Source organism: Pseudonocardia sp. OZ21, from assembly GCF_059359135.1.
On sequence record NZ_JCADBN010000004.1, the window covers coordinates 188,962 to 205,430 of the forward strand.

The window sequence follows — 16,469 nt, forward strand, 5'->3', positions numbered from 1 at the left end:
GCGCTTCCCGAACCGGATGAGGCCGGCCGTACCCGTCACGACGGGGATCGTGACATGTCCACCGGGCTGGCGCAGGCGTCGAGAGCGGCGGCCACGTCGGTGACGACCACCAGGCGGGTCAGCGCCTCCGGCCGCACGAACCCGCGCTCACCCAGCCCGCGCACCCAGTCGAGCAGGCCCGTGTAGTGCCCGTCCGGGTCGAGCAGCACCACCGGTTTGGGGTGCATCCGCAGGTAGCCCGACGTCCACACCTCGAAGAGCTCCTCGCAGGTGCCGATGCCCCCCGGCAGCGCCAGGAAGGCGTCGGCGTGGGCCTCCATCAGCGCCTTGCGCTCGCGCATGGTGTCGACGAGGAGCAGCTCGTCCGAGTCGTGGTCGGCCCACTCGAGGTCGACGAGCGCGCGCGGGATGACCCCGGTGGTGCGCGCCCCGGCCGCCCGCGCCGCGACGCCGAGCGCGCCCATCATCGCGGACCGGCCGCCCCCCGACACCAGGCCCCAGCCGCGCGCGGCGATCTGGCGGCCCACCTCGGCGGCGAGGTCGAGGTAGTGCGACGGGATGCCCTCGATGGACGCGCAGTAGACGCAGACGGCGAGCGGCCGCGCGGACGAGTTCGATGTCTCGCTCGCAAGCTCGCTCAATGCCGGTGTTTCGCTCGCAAGCTCGCTCAATGCGCCTCCTCCCACGCCCGCCAGGCCTCCTGGACGATCTTCACGGCGTCGTCGACGTCGTCGGTGACGTGCAGGAGCGCCAGGTCCTTGTCCCCGACCTTGCCGCTGGTGTGCACCGTGTTGGCGATCCAGTCGTAGAGGCCGCCCCAGTACTCGCTGCCCAGCAGCACCACGGGGAACTTCGTGACCTTCTTCGTCTGCACCAGGGTGAGCGCCTCGAACAGCTCGTCGAGCGTGCCGAAGCCACCGGGAAGGCAGACGAACGCCTGCGAGTACTTGACGAACATCGTCTTGCGGGCGAAGAAGTACCGGAAGTTGATGCCGAGATCGACCCAGTCGTTGAGGCCCTGCTCGAACGGCAGCTCGATCCCGAGCCCGACCGAGAGCCCACCCGCCTCGGAGCAACCCTTGTTGGCGGCCTCCATCACGCCGGGGCCACCGCCCGTGATCACCGCGAACCCGGCCTCGGCCAGCGCGGTGCCCAGTGCGCGGCCCTGGGCGTACTCGAGATGGTCGCGCGGGGTGCGGGCGGAGCCGAACACGGTGACGGCGCGCGGCAGTTCGGCGAGCATGCCGAAGCCCTCGACGAACTCGGCCTGGATCCGCAGCACGCGCCACGGGTCGGTGTGCACCCAGTCGCTGGGCCCGCGTGAGTCCAGAAGCCGCTGGTCGGTGGTGGAGGTCTCGTTGCGGTACTCACCCCGCAGCACCACCGGGCCACGTTGCTTCTGCTCGGGCTGCTTGTCGTCAGGACGCCGGTTCCCGCTGGCGGTCATGGTCGCCAGAGTAATGAGACCGATGCCCACCGTGCCGGGCCGCCGCCCGCCCGGGCGCCCCGCGGCGCCCGCCGTTCCGTCAACGGCGCGGGCGCTCTCAGCGGCCCTCGGGAGCCAGGAACCGGCGCAGGACGGCCGCGGTGTCGGTGATCTGCCGGGTGTCGACGTGCTCCTCGCGGGTGTGGGCGAGGTTCGGGTCGCCGGGGCCGTAGTTCACCGCGGGGATGCCGAGTGCGGCGAAGCGCGAGACGTCGGTCCAGCCGAACTTGGCCGACGGCGTCGCTCCGGTCGCCACGATGAACTCGCCGGCGGCGGGCTCGCCGAGCCCGGGAAGGGCGCCGGGCGCGAGATCGGTGACGGCGAGCTCGAACCCGTCGAACACCTCACGAACGTGTGCCTCGGCCGCCGCTCCGTCCCGGTCGGGGGCGAACCGGAAGTTGACCGTGACGACGCACTCGTCGGGCACCACGTTCATGGCAACACCACCGCCGATCCGCACCGCCTGCAGCCCCTCGCGGAAGACGCAGCCGTCGATGTCGACCTCGCGGGCGGTGTAGGCGTTCAGCCGGTCGAGCACGGCGGCGGCGGCGTGGATCGCGTTGGTGCCGTGCCAGGACCGCGCGGAGTGGGCGCGCCGGCCGCGGGTGGTGACCTCGGCGCGGAGCGTGCCCTGACACCCGGCCTCCACGCCTGCGTTGGTCGGTTCGCTGAGGATCGCGAGGTCGGCCTGCAGCCAGTCCCGGTGCTCGCGCTCGATGCGCAGGAGCCCGTTGCGGGCGGCCTCCACCTCCTCGCACTCGTAGAACACGACCGTGAGGTCGTGGCGCGGCTCGGTGACGGTGGCCGCCAGGTGGGCGATCACGGCGTCGCCCGACTTCATGTCCGTCGTGCCGCAGCCGTAGAGCAGGTCCCCGTCCCGCCTGCTGGGCACGTTGTCGGCGATCGGGACGGTGTCGAGGTGCCCCGCGAGCAGCACGCGGCGCTCGCGTCCGAGGTTCGTCCTGGCGAGCACCGCGTCGCCGGACCGCAGGAGTTCGAGGTGGGGAGCCTGCTCCCGCAGCGCCCGTTCCACGGCGTCGGCGAGCACGCGCTCGGCACCGGAGACGCTGGGCACGTCGACGAGCGCGGCGCACAGGTCGACGGGGTCGGCGGTGAGGTCCAGCGCGGGGATCGTCACGCGGACCGACGCTACCCGCCACCCTCACCACCCCCCGCGAAGGTTCAGGAAAGCCACTTTCAGGCCCTCTCAGGGCAGCAAAGTGGCTTTCCTGAACCTCGTGAACCGCCCGTGGCGGCGGTTCCGGCCGCGGGTTGGGGCCGGCGGGCGGATACCGTGGTGGCGTGAGCACCGCACCCCGCCGGGAGGGCGCCTCCGGCACCGGCCTCGCCACCGTCACCCTGCCCGCTGACGGCGGTGACGGCGTCGTTCTCGACACCTGGTTCCCCTCGCCCGCTCTGGGCGCGGACGCGCCGGACGTCGCAGCCGACCTCGAGCCCCTGGCCGGCACCGACGACGTCCGTGGCGTGCGCACCGTCGTGGTGCGCACCGCGATCGAGTCGCTGGCCGACCCACCGGTCGACGCGCACGACGTCTACCTGCGGCTGCACCTGCTCAGCCACCGCCTGGTCGCCCCGCACGAGGTGAACCTCGCCGGCGTCTTCGGGCTGCTCGCCAACGTGGTGTGGACCAGCCGCGGCCCGTGCGCCGTGCCGGGCTTCGAGCTCACCCGCGCCCGGCTGCGCGCCGAGGGCCCGGTCACCGTGTTGGGCGTGGACAAGTTCCCGCGGATGGTCGACTACGTCCTCCCTTCGGGCGTCCGGATCGCCGACGCCGACCGCGTGCGGCTGGGGGCCCACCTGGCCGAGGGCACCACGGTCATGCACGAGGGCTTCGTCAACTACAACGCGGGAACGCTCGGCGCGTCCATGGTCGAGGGCCGGATCTCGGCCGGGGTGCTCGTGGGCGACGGCTCCGACGTCGGGGGCGGAGCGTCGATCATGGGGACGCTCTCCGGCGGCGGCAAGGAGGTGGTCTCGGTGGGCAAGCGGTGCCTCATCGGGGCCAACGCGGGGATCGGGATCTCCCTGGGAGACGACTGCGTGGTCGAGGCAGGGCTGTACGTCACCGCGGGCACGAAGGTGGTGCTCCCCACCGGTGAGAAGGCAGCCGCGCGCACTCTCTCCGGGCGCAACGGGATGCTGCTGCGGCGCAACTCGGTGACCGGGGCCGTCGAGGTGCTGGCCCGCACCGGTGAGGGCATCGAGCTCAACAGCGCCCTGCACACCAACTGACGCCTCCGGGCGTCACGTGGCGGGCCGGTCGCCGATCCGCCAGATCGCCCAGGCCTGGAGCGCGGCCGCCGCCAGCAGCACGGCGATCGCGGCCGGAAACCCCTTGCTCAGGTCGATCAGCACGCCCATCAGCAACGGGCCGAGTCCCGCGCTGACGTAACCGACGCCCAGGGCCAGCCCGCTGGTGGCGGCGCTGGCGGCGCCGTCCGGGGTGCGCCAGGCGATCACGGTGAGGCCGAGCGGGAAGCCCGCACCCACCCCGATCCCGAGCAGCGCCGCCCACACCCACGGAGCGGCGCCCGACGGCATCGGCAGCAGCATCGCGCCGACCGTGCCCACCACGCCGCAGGCCAGCGTCAGGCCGGCCCAGAACCGCCAGCGGCGGCGCCGTTCCGCGAGTGCCGGGGCGAGCAGGGCAGCGGGGATCTGCGCGACGCTCCAGACGGCCAGGAGGAGCCCGGCCCGCTGGGGGCTCCAGCCCTGCCCCTCGTAGTACGGCGAGAGCCAGGTGAGCCAGCCGTAGAACAGCAGCGAGGTGCCGGCCTGGTAGCACGCGGCGAGCCGCGCGAACCCGTGTCGCCAGGGCAACGGCGCGCGCGCAGCGTCGCGGTCCGGCACGGCCGTCCGCCGTGCCACCGGCACCCAGACGGCCACGGCGAGCGCCGCCGGCACCGCCCACACGGCGAGCGAGAGCGACCAGCCGCCCAGCGCGGTGGCCAGCGGCACGGCCACGGCACTGGCGACGGTGGCCCCGACCATCATCGAGACCACATAGGCACCGGTCACGGCACCGGCCCGCTCCGCGAGGTGCTCCTTGACCACGCCGGCGATCAGCACCCCGGCCAGCCCGATGCCGAGTCCGGCGAGCAGGCTCCCGCCGATCAGGCTCGCCAGCGCGGGTATGCCGCGCACCGCGCTGCCCAGCGCCACCAGCCCGACCGCGCCGCCCAGAGCGCGCTCACGCCCGAACCGGGCCCCGAGCGAGGAGCCGGCGAACGAGCCCGCGGCCATCATGAGCACGGCAGCCGCCTGGACGAATCCGGCGACACCCGATGAGGTGCCGAGTTCGTCGCGCACCGTCTCCAGCAGCGGCGGATAACCGGCCAGCGCCGCACGGAGGTTGATCGCGAGTGCGAGCAGCCCGAGCAGCACGACACCGGGCCGGACCCTCTGTGTTCCGGCCCCCGAGGACGACGCTGTCCCCGTGCCTGGGGTCACGCCGCGGGCAACCGCTCCGCCGCCGCCGCGATCCGCTCGTCGGACGCCGTGAGGGCCACCCGCACGTGCTGGGCGCCCGCCGGTCCGTAGAACTCCCCTGGCGCCACCAGGACACCCAGCTTCGCCAGCCTGTGCACCGTGGCCCGGCCGTCCTCACCCGCGGTGGCCCACAGGTACAGCCCCGCCTCGGAGTGGTCGACGCGCATCCCGGCGGCCTCCAGCGCGGTGCGCAGCCGCGCGCGGCGCCGGACGTAGATCTCGGCCTGCGCCGCCACGTGGGTGTCGTCGGACGCCGCGGCGGCCAACGCCGCCAGCACCGGCCGCGGAACCATCATGCCGAGGTGCTTGCGCAGCTCCAGCAGGCTCGCGACCAGCGACGGGTCGCCCGTGAGGAACGACGCCCGGTAGCCCGCCATGTTGGAGGACTTCGACATGGAGTGCAGGGCCAGCAGGTTCTCGTGGGAGCCGCCGCAGACGTCGGGATGCAGCACCGAGACCGCATTCTGGTCTGCGGGCGCCAGCGACAGGTAGCACTCGTCGGACGCCACCACCGCGCCGCGCTCGCGAGCCCACTCGACGACCTTGCGGAGGTGCTCGCGCGGCAGGACCTTCCCCGTCGGGTTGGACGGGGAGTTCAGCCAGACCAGCGCGACCCGCTGCGGGCCGAGCCGCGCGGTGGAGTCGGAGCGGACGAAGTCGGCACCGGCCAGCCGCGCACCGACCTCGTAGGTCGGGTAGGCGAGCTCCGGGATCACCACGAGGTCTCCTGCTCCGACCCCGAGAAGGGTGGGCAGCCAGGCGACGGTCTCCTTGAGACCGATCGTGGGGAGGACCGACACCGGGTCGACGGTGACGCCGAACCGGCGGGACAGAGCGCCTGCCAGTGCCTCGCGCAGTGAGTCCGGACCGTGGGTGGTCGGATAGCCGGGCTCGTCGGCGGCGGGGCCGGTGAGAGCCGCGCGCACCACGGCCGGAACCGGATCGACCGGAGTTCCCACCGATAGGTCCACGATCCCGTCGGGGTGGGCCTTGGCGAGCTTCGTGTCGTCGGCGAGGGAATCCCAGGGAAAGTCCGGGAGTTCGATCTTCACCATGCGGCAGCGACCGTCACTGCGTAGGTCTCCTTACTCGTCGTGCTGCTGCGGCGGCAGGCTCAGGGCCGGCTCGACGTCCCGCTCGACCTTGCCGATCTTCGACGCACCACCGGGCGAGCCCAGCTCGTCGAAGAAGTCGACATTCGCCTTGGTGTAAGCGCTCCACTGCTCGGGGACGTCGTCCTCGTAGTAGATCGCCTCGACAGGGCAGACGGGCTCACAGGCACCGCAGTCGACGCACTCGTCAGGATGGATGTAGAGCATCCGGCCGCCCTCGTAGATGCAGTCCACCGGGCACTCTTCGATACACGCCTTGTCCAGGAGGTCGACGCAGGGCTCGGCGATCACGTAGGTCACGGGTGGTCCTCCACTCGGGCGTTCAGATGTCCCTCAGTATGTCCCTGTAGCTGAGGTAACCGGGAGCCGGGGCAGTGTGACAAGGCTCGTACCGGCGACGGGATCCTGCACCAGGATGGGCCAGGTGGAGATCTCCGACGAGCTCATCGGGCAGCGGGTGGCGCTGCGGTACCGCATCGGGCAGCGCGACGGCCGCCTCCTCTACACCGACGCGGTCGGCGAGCTCAGCGTGTCCGGCCCGGGTGTGGTGCTGGTGCAGACCCGGCGCGGCCCCGTCCACGTCGACCGCGCCGCCGTGGTCGCCGTGCGCTCGGTGCCCCCTGCCCCGCCGCGCCGGGCGTCCCTGGCCGCGATCACCCGGCTGGAAGGCCTCTGCGCGGACGCCTGGCCCGCGGTGGTCGACCGGCCGCTCGGGGCCTGGCGGCTGCGTGCCGCGCAGGGCTACACCGGTCGCGCCAACGCCGGTCTCGCCATCGGGGACCCGGGCATGCCGGTCCCGGCCGCGCTCGACGAAGTGCGCTCGTTCGCCAGGGAGCAGGCGATCCGGCCGCGTGTGCACGTGCCGGTCGGCTCGCCGTGGGACCGGGCCGTGACGGCGCAGGGCTGGGTGCTCGACGTCGGCCACCAGCGTGGCGCCGAGGTCGCGGTGCTGGTGGCGCCCCTCGACGGCACCCGCGACCCTCGCGTGGAGCTGCCGGAGCGGCCCTCCGACGCGTGGTGGGAGCTCGGGCTGGGTGGGCCCCCGACGCCCGCCCAGCGACACGTCCTCGATCCGGGTGGCCGCCCCCGCACCGTGTTCGCGCAGGTCCCCGGCCCGCACGGATCCGTCATCGGCACGGTCCGGGCCACTGTCGTGGAGGACCACCTGCACGTGTCGATGCTGGAGGTCACGCAGACCGCCCGACGGCAGGGGCTCGCGACGGCGCTGCTCGCCTCGGCGGCGGGGTGGGGCCGGGAGCACGGCGCCCGCTGGGCGGTACTGCAGGTGGCGCTGCACAACACCGGCGCGCTGGCGCTCTACGAGCGCCTCGGCTACGTCGAGCACCACCAGTACCGCTATCTGGTGCCCCCGCCACGCTGACCTCGACCCTGACCCGCCCCGGGCTCACCGGCCGTGGAGCCGCTTCTCCGCCTCCCGCGCCGCGCGCTTGAGCCCGGACCACTCGCCGAGGTACTTTCCGAGCACCCCGACGACCGGCAGCATCCCGAGACCCTCGTGCAGGAAGTTCCCGTGCGGGCGCTTGTCGAGCTCGTCCTCCACCGCGAACAGGGCCCGGCCGAGCCGCCACACCACCTTCGCGACGCGCGCCACCATGGGCTGGCGGTCGTCGGGCTTCGCGAGGTCGGCGGTCAGCTCGGCGGCACGGGCGTCGGCAGCAGCGTCGTCCGCCGTGCTGGGAGGGCGCACGGTCAGCTCACGCCGGAACATCACCGCGCCCAGCAGGGCCACGAGCTCGTCCTCCTCGCGGACCCCGTGCTCCCCCGCGATCGCGACCAGCAGCAGCCCCTGCCCTGCGGCCCCCAGCACCTTGGACACGGGCAGCCTGCTCAGCAGCGCACCGCCCAGCCCGGGCACGGCGGCGACCAGCGTGGTGAAGCGCCCCACCCGGCGCACCCACCAGCGCGAACGGGCCTCGACGTCCATCCCGGCCCAGGCCGAGGTGCCGGGCACCTCGACGCCGGCCAGCATGTCGAGCAGCCGCTCCCGCATCCCCAACGCGGGAAAGTCGGACGACCGGACGCGCGCCCGCAGGCCGAACGGGTCGGCTTCGCGCAACCCGTCGAGCACCGGGCGGGTGGCCCGCACGAACGGCCGCAGCACCCCGACGATCGCGCTGTCGGGGATGGGCCCGTCGGAGGCCGGATCAGCCACTGTTCCTCCGGTACTCGGAGTTGAGCACGCTGCGCAACGCCCACAGCCCGGCCCCGATACCGCCGACCGCCAGCAGGAGCGACTGCCACGTGGCCGGCAGCATCACATCGCCACCGGGCCCGGCGAGGCCGAGCACCCCGACGGTGAGCACCCACCCCAGCAGGGGGGCACCCGCACGGGACGGCCGCACGTCGATCTCTCCCGCCCGGAACACGAGCCACGGCAGGACCAGCACCGAGAGCAGGACCCCGAGCGGCACGGGCACACCGCCCAGGTAGAGCGGGGTGAACACCAGCCCCAGACCACCCACCAGCACGCCGTCGAGGACGAGCAGCCCGAGCAGCGTCCCGTCGGAGACCGCCGGTGGCTCCGGCTCATTCATCGTCGTCATCGAACAGGTCCCCGATCGGTTCCCGCGCAGATCGGTCGCCTGCACCCTGAGCCGCCACGTACTCCTCCACGTCGAGCAGCGGTTGGGCGATGAGGTTGCTCATCGCCAGCGCGAGCGTGCCGTCTCCCTCCCAGAGGGCGATCTGGGTGGCGTGGGCCCGCATCGCCGCGATCCTGGCAGCGCGCTGCGCCGTGACGTCGAGGCGGGCGGTGATCTCCGCATCCGGGACGCTCGGCAGCTCGTCGGGCCCCGGCATGCGGAACGGCAGCCCGCTGGCGTTCGCCAGTGCGGCGCGCCCGGCCGCCAGCGTCGAGCGGGCGATCACCGTGAAGTACAGCCGGGCCGGAACCCGCCGCACCGCCGCCACGGTGATCTCGTGGGCACGGACATGGTCGGGATGGCCGTAGCCGCCGTCGGCGGCGTAGGTCACCACCACCTGCGGGCGCACCTGCTCCAGTACCGCGGCCAGCTCGTCCACCTGCTCGTCGAAGGCCTCCGGGCGGGCGAACGCGCGGGGATGCAACCGCTCGGGGACGGCAGCCCGTACGCCGTGCCCGCTCAGCGCCATGCCCGAGTCGCGCCAGCGACCCGTCCCGCCGAGGAAGCGGTGGTCGCCGATCCCGAGCGCGGCGCAGGCGCGGGTGAGCTCGCCGATCCGGTAGCCACCGAGCTGGTCGGACTCCTCCGGCGCGAGCAGCGCCAGCTCCGCAGGAATCACCTCGCCCTGCTCGCCGAGGGTGCAGGTCACCAGGGTGACCGAGGTGTCCGGCTCGGTCGCGTAGCGCGCGATCGTGCCGCCGGTGGTGAGCGTCTCGTCGTCCGGGTGGGCGTGCACCAGGAGCAGCCGGCGCCGGGGAGCGGGCGTCACGAGCGCACTCTACGTGCGGCGGCAAGCACACGCTGGACCTGCCCGGTTCGCCCGGTCTCGGACTTCGTAAGCATCAGAAACCGATTTGTGACATTCGGGCAGCTCGCCGTAACGATCTGGGCAGCTACTCTCCGTGCGCGAACATCACCCGAAATGCGACGTAGGTCACCCCTGCGTCGTATCAAGGATTGGGAGCCCATGCGCACAGGTCGTCGTACCGCTTGGCTCGCCCTTCCGATCTCCATCGTGTTGCTCACGAGCGCATGCGGTGGACCGGGCGGCGGGTCCGACAGCGGTGGGTCCGGTAGCGAGCAGACCGACGCCACCATCAGTGTCAACAGCACCGAGCCGGAGAACCCGCTGGTGCCGGGCAACACGAACGAGACCGGCGGCGGCAAGGTGGTCGACGCCCTGTTCACCGGCCTCGTCGAGTACGACCCCCGCACGGCGGAGCCGAGCAACGCCGTGGCGGAGTCGATCGAGACCACCGACTCCCGCGTCTACACGATCCGGCTGAAGCCCTGGACGTTCCACGACGGCACCCCCGTCACCGCGCAGAGCTTCGTCGACGCCTGGAACTACACGGCCTACTCCCCCAACGGCCAGCAGAACGCCAGCTTCTTCGCCCAGATCGCGGGCTTCGACCAGGTCAACACCGAGGACCCGGACGGCACGAGCGGACCGCTCCCGGCCCCGCAGCCGCCTGCGCAGGCGATGTCGGGGCTGCGCGCGGTGGACGACCGGACGCTGGAGGTCACCCTCGCCGAGCCGTTCTCGGTCTTCCCGACCCAGCTCGGCTACCAGGCGTTCATGCCGCTGCCGCAGGCCTTCTTCACCGACCGGGCGGCGTTCGAGGCCAACCCGATCGGCAACGGAGCGTTCCGCTTCGTGTCTCGTCAGCCGGGCGCGAACATCGTGCTGGAGCGCTATGAGGAGTTCGGAGGGGAGCGCAATCCCAGCGTCAAGGGGGTGGAGTTCCGCTTCTACGAGAGCGTCGAGGCCGCCTACGCCGACGTGGTGTCGGGCAACCTGGACTTCCTCGAGATCATCCCGCCGTCGGCGATCGCCGGGAACCTGTTCGAGACCGACCTGCCGGGCCGCAGCGTGTCGCAGACCTACCTCGGCCTGCAACGCATCGGCTTCCCGCTCTACGACGCGCGCTTCCAGAACCCGCAGCTGCGCCAGGCCCTCTCGATGGCGATCGACCGGGAGGCGGTCAACCAGCAGATCTTCAACGGTCTCAAACCCCCGGCCGACGGGCTCGTGGCGCCCAACGTCCCTGGCCGCGTCGAGGGCCAGTGCGGTGAGCTCTGCACGTACCAGCCCGCCAAGGCGAAGCAGATGTTCGACGCCACCGGGTTCCAGGGGCCGATCGAGCTCACCTCCAACGCCGACTCCGGCAACGCCGAGTGGATGCAGGCCACCTGCGTCACGATCACCCAGGCGCTGGGCCGCGAGTGCAACTTCGTGCCTGTCCCGACGTTCGGCGAGTTCCGCACGGCGATCAACGGCCGCGAGATGAGCCGGATCTACCGCACCGGCTGGGTGGCGGACTACCCGTCGATCGAGAACTTCCTCAACCCGATGTACCGGACCGGCGGGTCCACCAACGACGGTGAGTACACCAACCCGGCCGTCGACGCGCTGCTGGCGCGGGCCGACGCCGCCCCCTCGACGGAGGAGGGCAACGCGCTCTACCAGGAGGCGGAACGGTTGATCATCCAGGACATGCCGGCGATCCCGCTGTACTTCCAGTCGGTGCAGGCCGGCTGGTCGCCGCGGCTCGCCGACGTCACGGTCACCCAGCTCCGCGAGCTCGACCTGTTCAGCGTCACCGCATCCTCGTAGCAGCGCCAACGGTCACGGCGGCCGGGACCACCCGTCCCGGTCGCCGGCACCGCGGTCGGCGTCGGCCCACAAAGTCACGCCCAGCCCATGGAGGTGAACCGTGGGGCGCTACGTCCTGCGCCGAATGCTCCAGCTCGTGCCCGTGTTCCTCGGGACGACGTTCCTGATCTACCTGCTCGTCTGGGCCATCCCCGGCGACCCGTTCGCAGGCAAGTGCGGTGACCGCCCCTGCCCCGACGCCTACATCACGCGGATGCGGGCGGAGTTCAACCTCGACGACAACGTCGTCGTGCAGTACGCCCGGTACCTGGCCAACCTCGTGCAGGGCGACTTCGGTGTGACGTTCTCCGGCACGTCCGTCGGCGAGCTGATCGCCGCCGCCTATCCGGTGACGGTGCGGCTCGCGCTGGTCGCGCTGCTGATCGAGGCCGTGATCGGATTGGCGGCAGGTGTGCTCACCGGCCTGCGTTCCGGTGGGTACCTGGACAACCTGGTGCTGGTGTCCACGCTGTTCCTCATCGCGGTCCCGGTGTTCGTCACGGGGTACGTGCTGCAGACCGTGCTCGGCCTGCGCCTCGGGCTCATCTCCCCCACCGTCTCGCCTGCAGCCGGGTTCGGCGAGCTGATCGTGCCCGGCTTCGTGCTCGGCAGCCTGTCGATGGCCTACGTCGCGCGCCTCACGCGCACGTCGATCGCGGAGAACCGGCGCACCGACTACGTCCGCACGGCCGTGGCGAAGGGCCTCACCCCGCGCCGGGTGGTGGGCGTGCACCTGGTGCGCAACTCCGCCATCCCGGTCGTCACGTTCCTCGGCGTCGACCTGGGGTCGCTCATGGGCGGCGCCATCGTCACCGAGGGCATCTTCAACATCCGCGGGGTCGGCGGGCTGATCTTCCGGTCCATCCAGACGAAGGAGGGCGCCACCGTCACCGGTGTCGTCGTCCTGCTCGTGATCGTCTACCTGCTGATGAACCTGCTGGTGGACGTGCTCTACGCCGTTCTCGACCCGAGGATCCGCTATGACTGACCCCGCGTCGCTCGGCACGGCGGGCCCGCTCGCCGAGGCGAGCCACGACCTCGTGGCAGGTCCGGTCGGCACCACCGACGGCGCGGAGCGGCCACGCAGCCTCGCCGCCGACGCCTGGCACGACCTGCGCCGCCGCCCCCTGTTCCTGCTCTCGGTCGGTCTGATCGCCGTCCTGCTGGTGCTGGCCGCGGTGCCCCAGCTGTTCACGTCCGTCGACCCGAGCGCCGGCGACCTGGCCCGCAGCCGGCAGGCGCCGTCGGCGCAGGCCTGGTTCGGCTACGACCTGCTCGGACGCGACGTCTACGCGCGGACCATCCACGGCACCCGGGTGTCGATCATCGTCGGCATGCTGGCCACCACGCTCACCGTGCTGATCGGCGGCTCCATGGGGCTGCTCGCCGGGTTCTACGGCGGCTGGGTCGACGGCGTGCTGTCCCGCTTCGCCGACGTCTTCTTCGGGCTGCCGTTCGTGCTGGGCGCGATCGTGATCCTGTCCACCTTCCGCGAGTCGGTCGGCGGTGGGCCCGTCGGGATCACCGCGCTCGTGGTGCTGACCATGTCGGCGTTGTCCTGGCCGGTGACGATGCGGATCATGCGCTCGGCGGCCATCGCCGCCCGCAACCAGGACTACGTCCGTGCGGCGCGAGGCCTGGGGGCGAGCGCGCCCCGCGTGATCTGGCGGCACATGCTGCCCAACTGCTTGGCCCCGGTGCTCGTCTACGCCACGATCGCGCTGGGTGCGTTCATCGGCACCGAGGCCACCCTGTCGTTTCTCGGGATCGGCCTGCGCGACCCGGTCGTCTCCTGGGGCGTGATGATCAGCGAGGCCCGCGACTACCTGCGGGTGGCCCCGTTCCTGCTGCTATTCCCCGCCGCCTTCCTGGCCGTCACCGTGCTCGCCTTCGTGATGCTGGGTGACGCCGTGCGCGAGGCGTTCGATCCGAAGGGCCGCTGATGACCGTCCCACCCCCGCTGGACGCGCCCCTGCTGGAGGTGGCGGGCCTGCACGTCGAGTTCCGCACCCGGGACGGCATCGCCAAGGTCCTCAACGGCGTCGACTACCACGTCGAGGCAGGCGAGACGCTGGCCGTGCTGGGTGAGTCGGGCTCCGGCAAGAGCGTCACCGCCAACACGATCATGGGGATCCTGGAGAGCCCGCCGGGCGTCGTGACGGCAGGCTCGGTGCGCTACCGGGGCGAGGAGCTGCTGACGGCCACGCCGGAGCGGCGCCGGGACCTGCGCGGCGAGAACATGGCGATGATCTTCCAGGACGCACTGTCGGCCCTGAACCCGGTGCTCACCGTGGGGTTCCAGATCGCCGAGCAGCTGCGCACCCGCCGGGGGATGAGCCGCCGCGACGCCGGCAGGCGGGCCGTCGAGCTGCTCGACCAGGTCGGCATCCCGGCCGCCCGGCAGCGGGTGCGCGACCATCCCCACCAGTTCTCCGGCGGCATGCGCCAGCGCGTGATGATCGCGATGTCACTCGCCCTGGACCCCGACGTCCTGATCGCCGACGAACCCACCACGGCGCTGGACGTCACGGTGCAGGCCCAGATCATGGATCTGCTCGCCGAGCTCAAGGCCGAGCGCAACATGGGCCTGATCCTCATCACGCACGACCTCGGTGTGGTCGCCGAGGTGGCCGACCGGATCGCCGTGATGTACGCGGGCCGGATCGTCGAGCACGCCGACGTCCACACGCTGTACTCCAACCCGTGCCACCCGTACACGCGCGCGCTACTGGAGTCCATCCCGCGGGTGGACACGAAGGGCACGCAGCTGCGGGCGATCACGGGCCTGCCACCCAACCTCACCCGTATCCCGCCGGGCTGCCCGTTCCACCCGCGCTGTCCGATGGCCGTGGACGTCTGCCACGAGGTGGTGCCTGCGCTGGCTCTCCTGCCCGGCGGCCGGTCATCGGCCTGCTTGTTCGCCGACGAGCTGGTGACCCGATGAACGCGACGGCGACCGAGCCGATCCTGCAGGTCCAGGACCTGGTCAAGCACTTCCCGGTGCAGCTCGGTGTGGTGTTCAAGCGCACGGTCGGGCACGTCCGCGCCGTCGACGGGGTGTCGTTCGACGTGCGGCGCGGCGAGACGCTGGGCGTGGTCGGCGAGTCCGGCTGCGGCAAGTCGACCCTCGCGCAGGTGCTGATGCGCCTCGAGCCACCGACGGCCGGAGCCGTGCGGTTCCACGGCGAGGACATCTTCGGCAAGCGCGGCAAGGACCTGAAGGCGCTGCGCCGGCAGATCCAGATCGTGCTCCAGGACCCCTACACGTCGCTCAACCCCCGGATGACGGTCGGCGACATCGTCGGCGAGCCGTTCGAGATCCACTCCGAGGTCGCGCCGAAGGGCGACCGGCGGCGGAAGGTGCAGGACCTGCTCGACGTGGTCGGGCTGAATCCCGAGCACATCAACCGGTACCCGCACCAGTTCTCCGGCGGCCAGCGCCAGCGGATCGGCATCGCCAGGGCCCTCGCGCTCCGCCCCGAGGTGATCATCTGCGACGAGCCGGTGTCGGCGCTGGACGTGTCGATCCAGGCGCAGGTGATGAACCTCCTCGGCGACCTGCAGACCGAGTTCGGGCTGTCCTACATCTTCATCGCCCACGACCTGTCGGTCGTCCGGCATCTGTCGGACCGGGTGGCGGTGATGTACCTGGGCAAGATCGTCGAGATCGGCACGCAGGACGAGATCTACAACCGGGCGTCGCACCCGTACACCCAGGCGCTGCTCTCCGCCGTGCCGGTGCCGGACCCGTCGGTCCGCGCCGGGCGGCAGCGGATCAGGCTCACCGGCGACGTCCCCAGCCCGGTGAACCCGCCCAGCGGCTGTCGCTTCCGGACGAGGTGCTGGAAGGCCACCGAGATCTGCGCGGAGGAGGAGCCCGCCCTGGAGGTGCGACCGGGCGGCCACCACCCCAGCGCGTGTCACCACGCCGAGGAGCAGCACCTGCTCCCCGGCTGACCCGCGCGCCGACCGGGCGCACCGCGCCCGGTCGGCGCGTACATCAGATCAGCGTCTTGCGCTCCGCGTAGTGGCACGCCGCCGGGTGGCCCTGGCCGCGGTCCACCAGTTCCGGGATCTCGTCGACGCACCGGCTGCGCTCGGCGTCGCTCAGCTCGGCCGCGAACTTGGGACAGCGGGTGCGGAACCGGCACCCGCTCGGCGGGTCGGCCGGGCTCGGCACGTCACCGACCACCGTGATCCGCTCCCTGGCCCGCTGCTTGCGCGGGTCGGGCAGCGGGATCGCCGAGATCAGCGCCTGGGTGTAGGGGTGCGCCGGGCCGTCGAACAGCTCGCTCGCCGTGCCCGTCTCCACGATCCGGCCCAGGTACATGACCGCGATCCGGTCGGCGATGTGGCGCACCACCGACAGGTCGTGCGAGACGAACAGGTAGGACAATCCCAGCTCGGCCTGAAGCTCGTCGAGCAGGTTGAGCACGCCGGCCTGGATCGAGACGTCCAGAGCCGACACGGGCTCGTCCAGCACGAGCACCTTGGGCCGCAGCGCGAGAGCCCGCGCCACGCCGATCCGCTGGCGCTGGCCACCCGAGAACTCGTGGGGGAACCGGTTGCCGTGCTCGGGCTTGAGCCCGACCGTGCGCAGCAGGTCCTGCACCGCGGTGCGCCCGCCCCGGTCGTAGCGGCCGTGGATGCGCAGCGGTTCGGCCACGATCTCGTTGACCGGCATCCGCGGGTCGAGCGACGCGTACGGGTCCTGGAACACGATCTGCAGGTCCTGGCGCAGCTCGCGCATCTTCTTCGGGGACAGCGCGGTGAGGTCGGTGCCCTCGTAGAGCACCTCGCCCGACGTGGCCTCGATGAGGTTCAGCACCAGCCGGGCGGTGGTCGACTTGCCGCAGCCCGACTCACCGACCAGGCCCAGCGTCTCTCCGTGGCCGAGGTCGAACGAGACGTCGCAGACCGCGTGCACCGTGCCGACCTGGCGGCGGATCAGGCCCGTCGAGCGGATCGGGAAGTGCTTCACCAGGTTGCGGGCCGACAGGATCGGCTCGGAACCGGCGGCGGACGAGCCTCTCTCGTGCATC

General features: G+C 72.1%; 17 protein-coding genes. 7 read left to right on the forward strand and 10 right to left on the reverse strand.

The window, feature by feature from the left end:
* Positions 1–35: 35 nt before the first annotated feature.
* From AC5L35_RS10780 to dapE, 3 genes are all read right to left on the reverse strand, one after another.
* Positions 36–671, reverse strand: a complete 636-nt coding sequence (locus tag AC5L35_RS10780) for an LOG family protein (RefSeq protein WP_495059440.1) — start codon at positions 669–671, stop codon at positions 36–38.
* Positions 668–1,447 carry an LOG family protein gene (locus tag AC5L35_RS10785; protein ID WP_495059441.1) on the reverse strand — a complete coding sequence of 260 codons (780 nt, stop codon included), beginning with the start codon at positions 1,445–1,447 and terminating at the stop codon, positions 668–670. Before AC5L35_RS10785 ends, AC5L35_RS10780 begins: the two co-directional genes overlap by 4 nt.
* 97 nt (positions 1,448–1,544) lie before the next feature.
* Positions 1,545–2,618 (reverse strand): succinyl-diaminopimelate desuccinylase, encoded by a 1,074-nt coding sequence (gene dapE, locus AC5L35_RS10790; protein ID WP_495059827.1) that lies wholly within the window; start codon positions 2,616–2,618, stop codon positions 1,545–1,547.
* A gap of 170 nt (positions 2,619–2,788) precedes the next feature.
* Here dapE and dapD point away from each other — a divergent pair, with 170 nt between their 5' ends.
* Positions 2,789–3,739 (forward strand): 2,3,4,5-tetrahydropyridine-2,6-dicarboxylate N-succinyltransferase, encoded by a 951-nt coding sequence (gene dapD / locus AC5L35_RS10795; protein WP_495059442.1) that lies wholly within the window; start codon positions 2,789–2,791, stop codon positions 3,737–3,739.
* Positions 3,740–3,751: 12 nt separating this feature from the next.
* Here the strand turns inward: dapD and AC5L35_RS10800 are convergent, their stop codons facing one another.
* The 3 genes from AC5L35_RS10800 to fdxA form a co-directional block, all read right to left on the reverse strand.
* Positions 3,752–4,891 carry an MFS transporter gene (locus tag AC5L35_RS10800; protein WP_495059443.1) on the reverse strand — a complete coding sequence of 380 codons (1,140 nt, stop codon included), beginning with the start codon at positions 4,889–4,891 and terminating at the stop codon, positions 3,752–3,754.
* Positions 4,892–4,953: 62 nt separating this feature from the next.
* Entirely contained in the window at positions 4,954–6,051 is a 1,098-nt protein-coding gene (dapC, locus tag AC5L35_RS10805; protein ID WP_495059444.1) for a succinyldiaminopimelate transaminase, read from the reverse strand.
* 30 nt (positions 6,052–6,081) lie between these two features.
* A complete protein-coding gene (gene fdxA, locus AC5L35_RS10810) occupies positions 6,082–6,408 on the reverse strand; it encodes a ferredoxin (protein ID WP_169396823.1) in 327 nt (108 codons plus the stop codon).
* 115 nt (positions 6,409–6,523) lie between these two features.
* Here fdxA and AC5L35_RS10815 point away from each other — a divergent pair, with 115 nt between their 5' ends.
* Positions 6,524–7,489, forward strand: coding sequence for a GNAT family N-acetyltransferase (locus AC5L35_RS10815; protein ID WP_495059445.1), 966 nt, complete (start codon positions 6,524–6,526; stop codon positions 7,487–7,489).
* Positions 7,490–7,513: 24 nt separating this feature from the next.
* On the opposite strand, the gene AC5L35_RS10820 is transcribed toward AC5L35_RS10815, so the two are convergent.
* From AC5L35_RS10820 to mshB, 3 genes are read right to left on the reverse strand one after another with little or no spacing between them, the layout of a single operon-like run.
* A complete protein-coding gene (locus tag AC5L35_RS10820) occupies positions 7,514–8,281 on the reverse strand; it encodes a hypothetical protein (RefSeq protein WP_495059446.1) in 768 nt (255 codons plus the stop codon).
* A complete protein-coding gene (locus AC5L35_RS10825) occupies positions 8,274–8,672 on the reverse strand; it encodes a hypothetical protein (RefSeq protein WP_495059447.1) in 399 nt (132 codons plus the stop codon). The genes AC5L35_RS10820 and AC5L35_RS10825 overlap by 8 nt, the downstream gene beginning before the upstream one ends.
* Positions 8,656–9,540 (reverse strand): N-acetyl-1-D-myo-inositol-2-amino-2-deoxy-alpha-D-glucopyranoside deacetylase, encoded by an 885-nt coding sequence (mshB, locus tag AC5L35_RS10830; RefSeq protein WP_495059448.1) that lies wholly within the window; start codon positions 9,538–9,540, stop codon positions 8,656–8,658. The genes AC5L35_RS10825 and mshB overlap by 17 nt, the downstream gene beginning before the upstream one ends.
* A 246-nt stretch (positions 9,541–9,786) precedes the next feature.
* On the opposite strand from mshB, the gene AC5L35_RS10835 reads away from it, so the two are divergent.
* From AC5L35_RS10835 to AC5L35_RS10855, 5 genes are all read left to right on the forward strand, one after another.
* Positions 9,787–11,388, forward strand: a complete 1,602-nt coding sequence (locus tag AC5L35_RS10835) for a peptide ABC transporter substrate-binding protein (RefSeq protein WP_495059449.1) — start codon at positions 9,787–9,789, stop codon at positions 11,386–11,388.
* Positions 11,389–11,488: 100 nt separating this feature from the next.
* Positions 11,489–12,415 carry an ABC transporter permease gene (locus AC5L35_RS10840; protein WP_495059450.1) on the forward strand — a complete coding sequence of 309 codons (927 nt, stop codon included), beginning with the start codon at positions 11,489–11,491 and terminating at the stop codon, positions 12,413–12,415.
* Positions 12,408–13,370, forward strand: coding sequence for an ABC transporter permease (locus AC5L35_RS10845; RefSeq protein WP_495059451.1), 963 nt, complete (start codon positions 12,408–12,410; stop codon positions 13,368–13,370). Before AC5L35_RS10840 ends, AC5L35_RS10845 begins: the two co-directional genes overlap by 8 nt.
* Positions 13,370–14,371 (forward strand): ABC transporter ATP-binding protein, encoded by a 1,002-nt coding sequence (locus AC5L35_RS10850; protein ID WP_495059452.1) that lies wholly within the window; start codon positions 13,370–13,372, stop codon positions 14,369–14,371. Before AC5L35_RS10845 ends, AC5L35_RS10850 begins: the two co-directional genes overlap by 1 nt.
* Positions 14,368–15,384: an ABC transporter ATP-binding protein gene (locus tag AC5L35_RS10855; protein ID WP_495059453.1), complete on the forward strand. Its 1,017-nt coding sequence runs from the start codon at positions 14,368–14,370 to the stop codon at positions 15,382–15,384. The genes AC5L35_RS10850 and AC5L35_RS10855 overlap by 4 nt, the downstream gene beginning before the upstream one ends.
* A 43-nt stretch (positions 15,385–15,427) precedes the next feature.
* Here AC5L35_RS10855 and AC5L35_RS10860 read toward each other — a convergent pair whose 3' ends face one another.
* Positions 15,428–16,468, reverse strand: coding sequence for an ABC transporter ATP-binding protein (locus AC5L35_RS10860; protein WP_495059828.1), 1,041 nt, complete (start codon positions 16,466–16,468; stop codon positions 15,428–15,430).
* Position 16,469 lies beyond the last annotated feature (1 nt).

Excerpts from the sequence above, each read along its gene's own strand:
- AC5L35_RS10860 (WP_495059828.1), bottom strand. The coding sequence starts at position 16,468 with ATGCACGAGAGAGGCTCGTCCGCCGCCGGTTCCGAGCCGATCCTGTCG.
- AC5L35_RS10815 (WP_495059445.1), top strand. The coding sequence starts at position 6,524 with ATGGGCCAGGTGGAGATCTCCGACGAGCTCATCGGGCAGCGGGTGGCG.
- AC5L35_RS10850 (WP_495059452.1), top strand. The coding sequence starts at position 13,370 with ATGACCGTCCCACCCCCGCTGGACGCGCCCCTGCTGGAGGTGGCGGGC.
- AC5L35_RS10785 (WP_495059441.1), bottom strand. The coding sequence starts at position 1,447 with ATGACCGCCAGCGGGAACCGGCGTCCTGACGACAAGCAGCCCGAGCAG.
- AC5L35_RS10845 (WP_495059451.1), top strand. The coding sequence starts at position 12,408 with ATGACTGACCCCGCGTCGCTCGGCACGGCGGGCCCGCTCGCCGAGGCG.
- dapC (WP_495059444.1), bottom strand. The coding sequence starts at position 6,051 with ATGGTGAAGATCGAACTCCCGGACTTTCCCTGGGATTCCCTCGCCGAC.
- AC5L35_RS10855 (WP_495059453.1), top strand. The coding sequence starts at position 14,368 with ATGAACGCGACGGCGACCGAGCCGATCCTGCAGGTCCAGGACCTGGTC.
- AC5L35_RS10825 (WP_495059447.1), bottom strand. The coding sequence starts at position 8,672 with ATGACGACGATGAATGAGCCGGAGCCACCGGCGGTCTCCGACGGGACG.